The following is a 13,400-nucleotide window of genomic DNA, read 5'->3' on the forward strand; positions in this document are numbered from 1 at the left end:
CCATGCCCCCCGAAGGAAACAGCACCCAACGCCGCGAGCCGCCCGCAGCTCGCGCGTGGTACCGCCGTCCGCCCGTCCTGGCGACCGGGGGGCTTGTCGTAGCGGCCGCCCTGGTGGCCGCCGGGCTCACCTACTTCAAGGACGATCAGGCCAAGGCGGCCGACCCCGCTACGTCCGCACCGGCCGTCGCGGCGTCGCCCGCCCCGCCGGCGCCGACGGCACCACCGGCGAGGATCTGCGCGAACGCGAGCGTCCTCGAGGGCCCGGCAACCGCCCCGGCGGGCGCGGTCGCGGTCAGCACCACCCAGAACCTGAACGACCTGACCACCCAGAACCCGGCCGGGACCACCTTCTGGCTGTCACCGGGCACGCACCGGCTCGGCACCGCACAGTTCGCCCAGGTCATCCCGAAGGACGGCAACGTGTACGTCGGGGCGCCCGGGGCGATCCTCGACGGCGGCAAGAAGAACCGGTACGCGTTCACCGGGTACGCCACCGGCGTCACGATCAGGAACCTGACCATCCAGAACTTCGGCGCGCCGCGGACCAACAACGACGAGGGCGTCGTCAACCACGACGCGGCCGCCCGCTGGACGGTGCAGGCGAACACGATCCGGCACAACGCCGGCGCCGGGCTGATGATCGGCGACCACAACGTTGTCCGCAGCAACTGTCTTTCCGAGAACGGCCAGTACGGCTTCAATGCCTACAACCCGGGCAAGGTGGCCGGGATCACGATCGACCACAACGAGATCGCCGGTAACAACACCGACGACTGGGAGCGGCTCAAGGGCGGCTGCGGCTGCACCGGCGGCGGCAAGTTCTGGGAGGTCACCGGCGCCGTCGTGCGCGCGAACTGGGTGCACGACAACCACTCCGCCGGGTTGTGGGCCGACACCAACAACACCGGCTTCGTGATCGAGGGCAACTACATCTCCAGCAACGCCGCCGAGGGCCTGATCTACGAGACCAGCTACAACGCCGGGATCCGCGGCAACGCCTTCGTCCGTAACGGCCTCGGCAAGGGGCCGGAGAACGCGGGCTTCCCGACGCCGGCGCTGTACATCTCCGAGTCCGGCAGCGACCCGCGGGCGCCCGGGGTCTTCAACCAGACCTTCGAGATCAGCGGCAACGTCTTCACCGACAACTGGGCCGGCGTCGTGCTCTGGGAGAACGCCGACCGGTTCGCCGGCTCGCCCGCGAACACCAGCACCGGTTCGGGCACCATGGTGAACCCGTCTGTCGTCACGGCCAAGACTTGCAACGCGACCACGATCAAAACCCAGCCGTACCGCAGCGACTGCCGGTGGAAGACGCAGAACGTGCGGGTGCACGACAACGTCTTCGCGCTCGACCCGGACAACATCGGGAAGACCTGCGCGGTCCGCACCGGCTGCGGCTACAACGGGCTGTTCTCCAACTGGGGCACGTTCCCGAACTGGTCGCCGTACAAGAACGCCACGATCCAGGATGCGATCACGTTCCACCAGGGCAACCGGTTCTTCAACAACACGTACTCCGGCCCGTGGAACTTCATCGTGCACGAGCAGGGCAACGGGGTGAACTGGGCCAGCTGGCAGGGTGCGCCGTACGGGCAGGACTCCGACAGCGTGATCAAAGTCAGCGGTGAGCGGTGATGATCGGGCCACCGCCGGAGCGTGCTGTCGGTGAGCAGATCGCCCTGCTCCGCTCGGTCGGCTACGCCGCGTTCGGGCGGCACGAGCGGGATCTCGACGTCCTCGACCTGATCTTCGACAGCATCCTCGACGCGCCCGGGTCCGGCGACGTACGCCGGTTGCGGTTCTCCGGTCAGGGGATCACGCTCGACGTGGATATCCACGAGAGCGGCCGGACCGGTCTGACCATCGAGCTGCGGGTCTCGCCGTCCGGTCCGGTGGTGGTCGAGTCCCGCGGCGGCGACGCCGAGGGACCGAACGGCGCCCGGCTGGTCAGCTTCCTGCTCCGCTGGCCGGGCACAGCACAACGCCCGGTCCGGACCGCGTGGATCATGCTCTGAACTGAGCACGATCTGCGGCCCGGACCGGGCTCTGCTGCCTCAGGAGGCAAGCAGCAGTCTGAGTTTGTCCAGGCAGCGGCCGCGGATCGGGCCGATGCTGCCGATCGGGATCCCGATCGTCGCGGAGATCTCGGCGTACGGCGCCGGCGGGTCGGCCATCAGCATGCCGAGCAGCTGCTGCCAGCGGTCCGGCAGGCTTTCCAGCGCCCGCCGGACGTCGTCCGCGCGTTCACCGGCCAGCAGCTCGTAGTCCAGCTCCGGCTGGTCGCCGGCGACGTCCTCGAACGCCGTTGCCTCGTACGTCAGCAGCACCCGCTTACGGAACGCCAGCACCCGCAGGCATTCGCGCCGGGTGGTGACGACCAGCCAGGCGCCGACCCGCTCGGGGTCGACCCGGTTGATGTGTTCGAGCAACCGCAGCCAAACCATCTGCGAAACGTCAGCGGCGTCGCTGTCGCTCAGCCGGAAACTGCGGGTTACGGCCCAGACGAGCCGCGCATAGTGGTCGACCAGCCGGCTCCAGGCCCCTTGGTCCCCCGCCGCGGCCTCGATCACCAAGGTCGCGGCTTCGGATCGGGCCACGCCTGATCCTTCCAGTACAGCAGTCACGAATTCCCCCCTCGGGAATGCACTTCTATAAGGCGTTGCTTCAGTACGCGCCGTCGCTCCCCAGCACGGCACGAGCGGTCTTCCACAAAATGAGCAGGTCCAGCGCGATCGACCAGTTGTCGGCGTACCGCAGGTCGAGCCGCATCGACTCTTCCCAGGTCAGGTCACTGCGACCGCTGACCTGCCACAGGCCGGTCAGGCCCGGCTTCACGAGCATCCGCCGCGCGTCCTCGATCGCGTACTGCGCGACCTCCGCCGGTAGCGGCGGCCGCGGTCCGACCAGCGACATGTCCCCCCGGAGCACGTTCACCAGTTGCGGCAGCTCGTCGATCGAGAACCGGCGCAGGTACTTGCCGACCTTCGTGATTCGCGGGTCGTCCCGCATCTTGAACAAGATCCCGTTGCCCTGGTTCAGCGTGTGCAGCTCGGCCTTGCGGGCCTCGGCATCGGCCACCATCGTGCGGAACTTCAGCATCTTGAACTGCTCGCCGCCACGGCCCACCCGGGTCTGGCGGAACAGCACCGGGCCACGGCTGGTGAGCTTCACCAGCAGCGCGGTGACCAGCAGGATCGGCGAGACACCCAGCAGCAGCAGGCATCCGACCACCCGGTCGAAGATGCTCTTCAGCATGTGCGGTCCGCCGCTCACCGACGGCCGCTCCAGGTGCAGCAACGACAGGCCGGCGACCGGACGGATCGAGATCCGCGGACCGGCGACCTCGACGATGCCCGGCGAGACGATCAGCTCGACCCCGCGCTGCTCGAGCGCCCAGGACAGCTTGCGCAACGAGTGGCCCGCCAGCTCCGGATCGGCAGCTACAGCGACCACTTCGACGTCGAACTGGTCGACGCCGGCCAGGATGTCCATCTCGGTCCGGCCCAGCCGTTCGAACTCGGCGTCCTCGAACACGTCGCCGCGTGGCAGACAGCTCGCCACCACGACGTACCCGTCGGCCGGCCGCTCCTCCAGGTGCCGCGTCAGCGTCATCACCTGGTCGTTGCGTCCGACAACGAGTACCCGGCGCATGCACCGGCCGGCGAACCGCCGCCAGGAGATCTGCCGGTGCAGGAACCAGCGGCCGACCATCGCCGCGATACAGGTCGTCGGCACCGCGAGGATCACGAATCCTCGGGCCACCTCACTCTTGGTCGCGTACGACGTGATCGCGACCACCGCGGTCAATGCGACCGCGGCCCGGATGATCGAGCGGAATTCCTCCGGTCCGGTGCCGAAGTACCTGGTCTCGTAGCCGCGTTGCAAAGCCACACACGCGATCCACGCGATCGGCAGCAATGCGCCCAGCACGAAGTAGCCGAGGTTGATCGAGGCCCCGAACCGGGCCACCAGTGCCAGCGCGGCACCGATCACCCCGGCGCCGAGATCAGCCGCCAACGATGCCCGACGGTACTTCGCCACCCAGCGTGCCTCGGTGAACCGGGCCGAGCGCGGCAGCACTGCCGGCACCTCGTCCGGAACAACCCAGACCGGCCGACGACGCTCCCCTGACGGCGCCGGCCGTAGATCAGCCGGCTCAGTGAGCCCTTCGGACATGACAAACTCAGTCACGCACAGTCACCCCCCACAGGTGATACCGAAACCCGTGACCAACCCACACCCCGCCACGGACCTCGCCCAACACCGCCCCCACAACGGCGTGACCCAGACAGTACTACGGGAACGCGGCGGACAAAAGCATTGATCACCAGTGTTTACCGGCGCGCTACCCCACTCACAGCAAAAGACCCCTGGGACCCGTTTTCAGGGCCCCAGGGGTCTCGTTCGACTACTGGAAGTGATCAGCCGGCGATCAAGCCGTCGCCGCTGATCAGTTCACGCATCTCGGCGAGCGAGCTGTCCGACGGGGGCAGGATGGCGTCGGAGTCGTGCAGCTCGTCGTCCGGCACCTTCTCGCCGGACCGGACGAAGTCCAGTAACGCGACGAAGGCGGACTGGTACGCGGTCTCGTCACCCGACGACACGGCCTTCTCCAGGTCGCCGTCGACGGTGTTGAGCGCGTCGAGCTTCTCGTCGGCCAGTCGCCACTGACCCTCACCCATGATGCGAACGATCACCGAACATCTCCGTCCTGAGGTCTCACCGGCTCCGTCACAGGCTGCGTGGCCGGCTGCTGCACTGGCTGCTGGGCGGTCTGGGCGGACTGCTGAGCCGCGCCCGGTGCCTCACCGGAGATCTCCTTGGGCGCGCTGCCGCCGGAGAGCTGGGCCTTCATCGCGGCCAGCTCGTTCTCCACGTCGGAGCCGGACGACATCCGGTCCAGCTCCAGGGTGATGTTGTCCTTGACCGTGCCGCTGGCGTCGTCGAGCGCGCCGGAGGCGAGCAGCTCGTCGATCGCACCGGCCCGGGCCTGCATCTGCTGGGTCTTGTCCTCGGCCCGCTGGACCGCCAGACCGACGTCGCTCATCTCCTCGGAGATGCCGGAGAAGGCCTCGTTGATCCGGGTCTGCGCCTCGGCCGCGGTGTAGGTGGCCTTGATGGTCTCCTTGCGGGTCCGGAACGACTCGACCTTGGCCTGCAGCCGCTGGGAGGCGAGCGTCAGCTTCTCCTCCTCACCCTGCAGCTGGGCGTGCTGGGTGGTCAGGTCGTCGATCTGGCCCTGCAGCCCGGACTTGCGGGTCAGAGCCTCCCGAGCCAGGTCCTCACGGCCCATCGAGAGCGCCTTCTGGGCCTGCTCCTGCAGCTTCGCCGACTGGGACTGCAGCTGGGAGGCCTGCAACTCCACCCGCTTGCGACTGGTGGCCACGTCGGCCACGCCCCGCCGTACCTTCTGGAGCAGCTCGAGCTGCTTCTGATACGAGTAGTCAAGGGTTTCGCGAGGATCCTCGGCCTTGTCCAGGGCGGAGTTCGCCTTGGCCTTGAAGATCGTCGACATCCGCTTGAAGATGCTCATCGATATCCGTACCCCTTCTGTGCCGGACTGACGACCCGGCGTGCGTGTCATCCACCCTATGTCCCTATGGGTCACCACACCATCAGGACCGGCCCCGATAAAGTGGTAAGGAGGTCCGGGGACCACCCCGAGTCGCGACCTGCCCTGCGAATGAGGTTCTGACCCCGTGTTCCGTCGTTCCAAGTCTGAAACAGATACCACCGTACCCGCCGAGCCCCAGGGCAAGGCGGGAGGCAAGGGTCGCCCGACCCCGAGCCGCCGCGACGCCGAGGCGGCGCGCAAGGCCGCGTTCAAAAAGCCACGCAACCGCAAAGAGGCCTCGGCGATCCGCCGGGAGAAGGTGCGGACCGAGCGGTCCAAGATGCAGTCGGCCATGCAGACCGGCGACGACCGGTACCTGCCGGCCGCCGACAAGGGCCCGGTGCGCCGGTTCGCCCGGGACTACGTCGACGCCCGGTACTCCGTGATGGAGTTCGCGCTGCCGATCCTGCTGGTGGTGTCGCTGGTCGGCGTGGTCTTCTCGCCGCAGTTCCCGTGGCTGGCCGGGATGGTCAACCTGCTGTTCCTGGCGATGATCCTGCTGATCGCGGCGGACTGGTTCCTGCTGACGGCCGGTCTGAAGAAGGCAGTCGGGGTGAAGTACCCGAAGGAGTCGACCAAGGGCCTCGGGTTCTACGCCGTTCGCCGGACCATGCAGATGCGCCGCTGGCGGCTGCCGAAGCCGATGGTGAAACGCGGCGAGAAGCCTCACTAAGAATTGGCATCCTGATCGGACGGTAGGGTCAGACGTATGGACTTTCGCTTTCTCGGCAACAGCGGTTTGAAGGTCAGCGAGATCTCGTACGGGAACTGGCTCACGCACGGGTCGCAGGTGGAGAACGAGCAGGCGAAGGCCTGCGTGCGGGCGGCGCTGGACGCCGGCATCACGACGTTCGACACCGCGGACACCTACGCCAACACGGCGGCCGAGTCGGTGCTCGGCGAGGCGCTGGCCGGTGAGCGACGCGAGTCACTGGAGATCTTCACCAAGGTGTACTGGCCCACCGGCCCGAAGGGCCCGAACGACACCGGCCTGTCCCGCAAGCACATCCACGAGTCGATCAACGGCTCGCTGAAGCGGCTCGGCACGGAGTACGTCGACCTCTACCAGGCGCACCGGTACGACACCGAGACGCCGCTGGAGGAGACGATGGAGGCGTTCGCCGACGTCGTCCGGCAGGGCAAGGCGCTGTACATCGGCGTCTCGGAGTGGACCGCGGAGCAGCTGCAGGAGGGCCACCGGCTGGCCCGCGAGCTGCGGATCCCGTTCGTCTCGAACCAGCCGCAGTACAGCATGCTCTGGCGGGTGATCGAGGCCGAGGTGGTCCCGGCCTCCGAGGAGCTCGGCATCGGCCAGGTGGTGTTCTCGCCGATCGCACAGGGTGTGCTCACCGGCAAGTACCTGCCCGGTCAGCAGCCGCCGGAGGGCTCCCGGGCCACCGACGAGAAGGGCGGCGCGACCTTCATCAAGCGCTTCCTGACCGACGACGTGCTGACCCGGGTCCAGGAGCTGAAGCCGATCGCGGCCGAGGTCGACCTGTCCCTGTCCCAGCTGGCGGTCGCCTGGGTGCTGCAGAACCCGAACGTCTCGTCCGCGATCGTCGGCGCCTCCCGGCCCGAGCAGGTCACCGAGAACGTGAAGGCCTCCGGCGTGAAGCTGGACGACGGTCTGCTGAAGCGGATCGACGAGGTCCTCGGCGGCATCGTCGAGCGTGACCCGGCCAAGACCGCGCAGAACTCGCCGCAGGCGCGGGTGGCGTGATGAGCTGGAACTGGCGGTTCGAGACCGCCTCCGGCGCCCTGGTCGACCCCGGTGAGGTCGGCGGGGCGGAGTTCTCGGCCCAGGGTGACGCGGAGAGCTGGCTGGGCGAGGTCTGGCGCGATCTGGCCGACCGCGGCGTCAGCCAGGTCTACCTGCTCGAGGACAACCGTGAGGTCTACGGGCCGATGAGTCTGTCGTCGGCAGAGTAGAGTTCCGGTCGAACCACACGCCTGCGTCACAGGGAAGCCGGTCGAAGTCCGGCGCTGACCCGCAACCGTAGGCCACCCGTCTCCAACTGGAGACGGGTGGCGAGCCGGACCACTGTGACGCAAGCAGACAGGCTCACCTACCCGCCGTGGTCCGCGGGTGGAGCCCCTACCCTGCCGGTGCAGGCGGGATCTCCTCCACCGGGCTGCGGCCCGAACGAGGACACGAGAATGACTGCACATCGGACCGTACGACTGGTCTTCAGCCTGCTGGCGGGTCTCCTGCTTGCTGGGACTGTCGCGACTACAGCGCAGGCCGAGGACGGCTACCGGTTCTGGGGCTATTACCAGTGGACCAACGGCACCTGGGCCTTCTCGCAGAAGGGCGCGGACGCCTACGTCCCGGCCGACGGCGGCATCGAGGGCTGGCGGTTCGCCGTCGGCGGCGCGAAGCCGCGGGTGCCCCGGGCCGCCGGCGACTTCGACGCGATCTGCGGCAAGACCCCGCCCGAGACCGGCAAGAAGCGGGTGGCGCTGGTCGTCGACCCCGGTACGCCGGAGGACGCGGTCACCGGTGACACCCCTGCCCAGCCGACCGGCACCTGTGTGGTGACGGACCCGAAGTCGAACGGCGCGCAGGTCCTGGCCGCCGTCGCACCGGTCCGCATCGAGAAGGGCCTCACCTGCGGCGTCGCCGGCTATCCGTCCAAGGGCTGCGGCGACCAGGTGAAAAGCATCAACGTCCCCGCCACCGACACGCCTGTCACCCTGCAGGTGGGCCCGGCAGTGGGCTCGACGGCCGTCCAGCCCACACCGGCCGCGTCCTCGAAGGACGACAGCGGAGCGCCATGGACCGGCATCATCATCGCGGCAATCGTCGTGGTGCTTCTGGGCGGAGGCGGCTTCTTGCTGAACCGCCGCCGTACTGCGGCCAAGTAGTGGCTCAGTAGTCGTGCGCGCCGTCCACCACCTCACGCTCCCCCGGGCACTCCACCCGGGGGCCTGGTGGTTGTGGGCGCTCTGCATGGCTGTGGCGGCCAGCAGGACCCGCAACCCGGTCCTGCTCGCCCTGATCCTCGCGGTGACCGGATTCGTCGTGGCAGCGCGCCGGAGCGATGCACCGTGGGCACACAGCTTCACTGCGTTCCTGAAGCTCGGTCTGTTGGTCATCGGCGTCCGCGTGGTCCTGCAGGCGCTCCTGTCGACCCGCTCGCAGGGAAACACGGTGCTGTTCACGCTGCCGCAGATCCCGTTGCCTGAGTGGGCTGCGGGCGTCAAGCTCGGCGGAGAGGTCACGGCAGAGGCTCTGATGACCGCCCTGTACGACGGTGCGCAGCTGGCCGTCATGCTCTGCTGTGTAGGTGCTGCCAACGCACTGGCCAGTCCACGGCGCCTGCTGAAGTCGTTGCCAGCAGCGCTCTACGAGATGGGCGTGGCCTGCGTGGTCGCACTGACCTTCGCGCCTCAACTGGTGACCGACGGTCGCCGCATCCGCGCCGCACGCCGTTTGCGCGGCCGCACCCGCGCCTCCTTCCGTACGACGGCCATGCCCGTGTTGGAAGGTGCCCTGGACCGGTCGGTCGAGCTCGCTGCCGCGATGGACTCCCGCGGCTACGGCCGTACGGCGCATGCCCCGCGCGCTCAGCGTCGGCTCACAGCGCTGTGCGTGCTGCTCGGACTGCTGGGCATCCTGCTCGGCGTCTACGCGCTGCTGACGGACTCCATGTCTTTCCCGTTCGCCGCGGGCGCACTGGCGGTCGGCGTACTGCTGGCGGTCGGTGCGATGGCGATCGGGCGCCAGCGGGTGGCCAGGACGAGGTACCGGCCTGATCCGTGGGCGTTGCCCGAGTGGCTGGTCGTGGCCGCTGGTGCGGTGGCTGCGGGTGCGATGGTGACCGCCGCGGCACGTGGCGTGCACGGTCTGTTGCTGGACGGTCCGTTGGTCGTACCACCGGTTCCCTGGCTACCGGTTATCGGCGTACTGATCGGGCTGGTGCCTGCGTTGGCCGCACCGCCGTTGAAGAAGGCGGTCGCATGATCGAGTTCGACCGCGTCTCTGTGACGTACGACGGGGCCACTGAGCCGGCACTCCGCGATGTGAGTCTCATCGTGCCGGAGGGCGAGCTGGCGCTGGTGATCGGGCGGACCGGGTCCGGCAAGTCCACGTTGCTGCGGGCAATCAACGGACTGGTGCCGCACTTCACCGGCGGCACGCTGTCCGGTCGGGTGCTCGTCGACGGACGGGACACCCGGGAGTACCGGCCGCGGGACCTCGCGGACGTGGTCGGGATGGTCGGTCAGGACCCGATGGCGGGGTTCGTCACCGACACGGTCGAGGACGAGCTGGCGTACAGCATGGAGTCGCTGGGCATCGCGCCGGATGTGATGCGGCGACGCGTCGAGGAGACGCTCGACCTGCTGGGGCTGGCCGACGTACGGGACCGTGCACTGGCGTCGTTGTCGGGCGGCCAGCGGCAGCGGACCGCTATCGGAGCAGCTCTCACGTCGCATCCCGCCGTACTCGTGCTGGATGAGCCGACGTCTGCGCTGGACCCACAGGCGGCCGAAGAGGTGCTGGCTGCACTGCAGCGGTTGGTGCACGACCTGGGCGTCACTGTGGTGCTGGCTGAGCATCGGCTCGAGCGCGTGATCCAGTACGCCGACCGCGTGATCGAAGTACCGGGTGGTGCCGCTGCGGTGTCGACAGGGCTACCTGCTGAGCGCATGGTCACGGCACCTGTCGCACCACCTGTGGTGGAGCTGGGACGGCTGGCTGGTTGGTCGCCGCTCCCCCTGTCCGTGCGGGACGCTCGGCGGGCGGCGGTCGCGCTACGTCGTCAGCTGGACAGTGCTGCACCGGTGAGGTCGGTTGCTGCGCTGGGTGATGAGTTGGCTCGGTGTGCTGATCTGGTCGTTGGCTACGGCAACGTGATGGCGCTGCGTGGTGTCTCGCTCAGCGTGAAGGCCGGTGAAGTCGTCGCGCTGATGGGCCGCAACGGCGCGGGCAAGTCGACGCTGCTCAACACCCTCGTCGGCATCCTGCCGGCTCGGTCGGGCACTGCGGTCGCGGCCGGTACCGACCCGCACCGGATGAAGCCGGCGCAGCTGGTGAAGGCAGTCGGACTGGTCCCACAAGAGCCTGCGGACCTCCTGTATGCCGCGACGGTCGCCGACGAGTGTTCTGCCGCGGACTCCGACTTCAAAGTGCCCGCAGGTAGTTGCCGAGCGCTGCTCGAGCGGCTGGCTCCAGATGTGGCTTTGGACCAGCATCCACGGGACCTGTCCGAGGGGCAGCGGCTCTGCCTGGCGCTGGCCGTCGTACTGTGCGGGGCTCCGCCGTTGCTGTTGCTGGACGAGCCGACGCGCGGGCTGGACTACGGCGCCAAGCGCCGTCTGGTTGCGATTCTGCGCGAGCTGGCCGCGGCCGGGCACGCGGTCGTGTTGTCGACGCATGACGTCGAGATGGTCGCTGAGGTCGCCACTCGGGTGATGGTGCTCGCAGAGGGCGAGTTGGTCAGCGACGGCGATACGGCCGAGGTGATTGCCGGGTCGCCGGCGTTCGCGCCGCAGGTGGCGAAGATCCTTGCCCCGTTGCCGTTCCTGACCGTCGGAGAAGTCGCTGACGCATTGGACCGGGCGTCGTGAGGCTGATCCGGCTGAAGCCGCGGAGTACGGCGACGTTGCTGGTCGCGTCGCTGGTCGGCGTACTCGCGTTCGCGTGGCCGCTGTTCTTCCGGACGTCCCAGGCGGGTGCATCCGCGATCGGGCACACGACGGATGCGCCGTGGCTGTTCGTGTTGCTGCTGCCGTTGCTGGTGGCCGTCGTACTCGCGGAGCTGTCCGAGTCCGGGATCGACGCGAAGGTGATCTCGCTGGTCGGCATGCTCGCGGCGGTCGGTGCGGCGTTGCGGGCGTTGGGTCCGGGTACGGCGGGGCTCGAACCGGGGTTCTTCGTGCTCGTGCTGGCGGGGCGGGCGTTCGGCGCCGGGTTCGGGTTCGTGCTCGGGGCGGTGTCGTTGCTGGGCGGGGCGTTGATCAGCGGCGGGGTCGGGCCGTGGATGCCGTTCCAGATGTTCGCGTGCGCGTGGGTCGGGTGTCTTGCGGGGCTGTTGCCGCGGGTCGGCGGGCGGTTGGAGTTGCTGCTGCTGGCGGCGTACTCGATGGTGTCGGGGGTGTTGTACGGCGTGATCATGAACCTGTGGTTCTGGCCGTACGCGACGTTCGGCAGCGACTTCTCCTTCGTCCCCGGTGACGAACTGGCGGCGAACCTGCACCGATATTTCCTGTTCGTGGTGGCGACCTCGCTGGGCTGGGACATCCCGCGCGGCATCCTGTCCGCCGTACTTGTCCTGCTGCTGGGGCGGCCCATCCTGAACGCGTTCCGCCGTACGGCGCGGAAGGCGGCCTTCGAGGCGCCGGTAGTTTTCGAGCGGAGGACCGATGTCTGACCGAACCCTGATCCTCGGCGGAGCCCGCTCCGGCAAATCCATCGCCGCCGAACGCCTGCTGTCGTTGGAGTCCGACGTCCTGTACGTCGCCACCGGCGGGGACGACTCAGGCAACGCCGAATGGGCCGCCCGCGTCGCCAAACATCAGTCCCGCCGCCCGGACTCCTGGGGTCTGGCCGAGACGATCGACCTGGTCCCACTCCTCTCCACTCCCGGCCCGCCCCTCCTGATCGACTGCCTGACGCTCTGGCTCTCCCGGACCATGGACACGGCCGATGTCTGGACCAACCTGCACCGCGCCGACGCCGTCGAACAACAGATCGCGGAACTGGCCGACGCCTGGTCCACCACTCCTCGGCGAGTGGTTGCCGTCAGCAACGACGTAGGCTCCGGCATAGTCCCCGCCGACCCCGGCACCCGCCTCTTCCGAGACCTGATGGGCCGCCTCAACACCACCATCTCCCTCGCCTCCGACCAGGTCCTCTGGACCATCGCCGGCCGAACCGTCCCGCTGACATGACGAGCACGACCGGATGGGCTGACGCGGTGCGGCTCGCGTTCGGGACGCTCACGGTGCTTCCGGCGGGTGTTCCCTCGCGGGTTGATCGGGTGGTTGGTGGGCGGGCGATGGTGCTGGCGCCGGTTGTGGGGCTGGTGATCGGTGGGGTTGCGGCGGGTGTGATCGCGCTGGCGCAGCTGGTGAAGCCGGAGGCGGACCTGCTGGCGGCCGTGGTGGGAGTGCTGGTGATTGCTGCACTGTCGGGCGGATTGCACCTCGACGGGTTGGCTGACTTCTCGGATGCGCTCGGGTCCCGGCGGGATCGCGAGACCATGTTGCGGATCATGAAGCAGAGCGACATCGGCCCGTTCGGTGTCGTCGCGATCGTCGGCGTACTGCTCCTCGACGTCGCCGCCCTCAGCGCCTGCATCCAGTCCGGCTACGGCTGGCAAGCCGTCCTGATCGCCACCACCGCGAGCCGCCTCACCCTCCCCTGGTCCTGCCGTACGTCGGTCCCCGCGGCCCGCCCCGACGGCCTCGGTACGTTCGTCGCCGGCACGGTCCGCCCGCTCACAGCCACGGCCGCCACGGCCGTAGTACTCGCCGCCGCCCTCGCCCTGACCTGGCCGTCCTCGAGCCGCCTCGCAGGCTCCGCCGCCGCCGTCCTGCTGGCCGTCGCAACGAGCCTCGCCACCACCCGCCGCGCACAGACCGCCCTCGGCGGCACGACCGGCGACGTCCTCGGCGCGACCATCGAGCTGGCCCTCCCGCTGGCCCTGCTCACCCTCGCTCTGACCGTCTGAAAGCCTGTCTCCACCACCCTCAAACCGAAGTGGTCTACTGTCGCCGTTGAACGTTCTAGTGGGGTAGTGACAGCGAGGTTGCAGACGATGTTCCTGGTTCACGAGCGC

Annotated in this window: 15 protein-coding genes and 1 riboswitch; of the genes, 11 read left to right on the top strand and 4 right to left on the bottom strand. The window is 68.7% G+C overall.

Annotation, left to right across the window (positions count from 1 at the left end; genetic code table 11):
* Nucleotides 1–2 precede the first annotated feature (2 nt).
* Nucleotides 3–1,637, top strand: coding sequence for a right-handed parallel beta-helix repeat-containing protein (locus EV645_RS27140; protein ID WP_130446839.1), 1,635 nt, complete (start codon nt 3–5; stop codon nt 1,635–1,637).
* Complete coding sequence (locus EV645_RS27145; protein WP_130446840.1) at nt 1,637–2,017, top strand: hypothetical protein; 381 nt, start codon at nt 1,637–1,639, stop codon at nt 2,015–2,017. Before EV645_RS27140 ends, EV645_RS27145 begins: the two co-directional genes overlap by 1 nt.
* 39 nt (nt 2,018–2,056) lie before the next feature.
* On the opposite strand, the gene EV645_RS27150 is transcribed toward EV645_RS27145, so the two are convergent.
* The 4 genes from EV645_RS27150 to EV645_RS27165 form a co-directional block, all read right to left on the bottom strand.
* Nucleotides 2,057–2,599 carry an RNA polymerase sigma factor gene (locus EV645_RS27150; RefSeq protein ID WP_157997160.1) on the bottom strand — a complete coding sequence of 181 codons (543 nt, stop codon included), beginning with the start codon at nt 2,597–2,599 and terminating at the stop codon, nt 2,057–2,059.
* 67 nt (nt 2,600–2,666) lie between these two features.
* Entirely contained in the window at nt 2,667–4,193 is a 1,527-nt protein-coding gene (locus tag EV645_RS27155) for a sugar transferase (protein ID WP_242000690.1), read from the bottom strand.
* Nucleotides 4,194–4,423: 230 nt separating this feature from the next.
* Nucleotides 4,424–4,699 (bottom strand): PspA-associated protein PspAA, encoded by a 276-nt coding sequence (gene pspAA, locus EV645_RS27160; protein WP_130446842.1) that lies wholly within the window; start codon nt 4,697–4,699, stop codon nt 4,424–4,426.
* Nucleotides 4,696–5,535: a PspA/IM30 family protein gene (locus EV645_RS27165; protein WP_130446843.1), complete on the bottom strand. Its 840-nt coding sequence runs from the start codon at nt 5,533–5,535 to the stop codon at nt 4,696–4,698. The genes pspAA and EV645_RS27165 overlap by 4 nt, the downstream gene beginning before the upstream one ends.
* A gap of 166 nt (nt 5,536–5,701) precedes the next feature.
* Here EV645_RS27165 and EV645_RS27170 point away from each other — a divergent pair, with 166 nt between their 5' ends.
* From EV645_RS27170 to cobS, 9 genes are all read left to right on the top strand, one after another.
* Nucleotides 5,702–6,289, top strand: a complete 588-nt coding sequence (locus tag EV645_RS27170) for a DUF3043 domain-containing protein (RefSeq protein WP_130446844.1) — start codon at nt 5,702–5,704, stop codon at nt 6,287–6,289.
* A 36-nt stretch (nt 6,290–6,325) separates the two neighbouring features.
* Nucleotides 6,326–7,336 (top strand): aldo/keto reductase family protein, encoded by a 1,011-nt coding sequence (locus EV645_RS27175; protein WP_130446845.1) that lies wholly within the window; start codon nt 6,326–6,328, stop codon nt 7,334–7,336.
* Entirely contained in the window at nt 7,336–7,545 is a 210-nt protein-coding gene (locus EV645_RS27180) for a hypothetical protein (RefSeq protein WP_130446846.1), read from the top strand. Before EV645_RS27175 ends, EV645_RS27180 begins: the two co-directional genes overlap by 1 nt.
* A riboswitch (cobalamin riboswitch) is annotated at nt 7,534–7,668 on the top strand. (Overlaps the previous gene by 12 nt.)
* 105 nt (nt 7,669–7,773) lie before the next feature.
* Nucleotides 7,774–8,481 (top strand): SCO2322 family protein, encoded by a 708-nt coding sequence (locus tag EV645_RS27185; protein WP_130446847.1) that lies wholly within the window; start codon nt 7,774–7,776, stop codon nt 8,479–8,481.
* 13 nt (nt 8,482–8,494) lie between these two features.
* Complete coding sequence (locus EV645_RS27190; protein ID WP_130446848.1) at nt 8,495–9,580, top strand: energy-coupling factor transporter transmembrane component T; 1,086 nt, start codon at nt 8,495–8,497, stop codon at nt 9,578–9,580.
* A complete protein-coding gene (locus EV645_RS27195) occupies nt 9,577–11,187 on the top strand; it encodes an ABC transporter ATP-binding protein (RefSeq protein ID WP_130446849.1) in 1,611 nt (536 codons plus the stop codon). Before EV645_RS27190 ends, EV645_RS27195 begins: the two co-directional genes overlap by 4 nt.
* Entirely contained in the window at nt 11,184–11,990 is an 807-nt protein-coding gene (locus EV645_RS27200; RefSeq protein WP_130446850.1) for an ECF transporter S component family protein, read from the top strand. The genes EV645_RS27195 and EV645_RS27200 overlap by 4 nt, the downstream gene beginning before the upstream one ends.
* The gene (locus EV645_RS27205) at nt 11,983–12,510 is read left to right on the top strand and encodes a bifunctional adenosylcobinamide kinase/adenosylcobinamide-phosphate guanylyltransferase (protein ID WP_130446851.1); all 528 of its coding nucleotides are present in this window, start codon (nt 11,983–11,985) and stop codon (nt 12,508–12,510) included. The genes EV645_RS27200 and EV645_RS27205 overlap by 8 nt, the downstream gene beginning before the upstream one ends.
* Nucleotides 12,507–13,292, top strand: coding sequence for an adenosylcobinamide-GDP ribazoletransferase (gene cobS / locus EV645_RS27210; RefSeq protein ID WP_130446852.1), 786 nt, complete (start codon nt 12,507–12,509; stop codon nt 13,290–13,292). The genes EV645_RS27205 and cobS overlap by 4 nt, the downstream gene beginning before the upstream one ends.
* Nucleotides 13,293–13,400 lie beyond the last annotated feature (108 nt).

Origin of the sequence: Kribbella rubisoli (assembly GCF_004217145.1) — a bacterium.
Taxonomy (GTDB): domain Bacteria; phylum Actinomycetota; class Actinomycetes; order Propionibacteriales; family Kribbellaceae; genus Kribbella; species Kribbella rubisoli.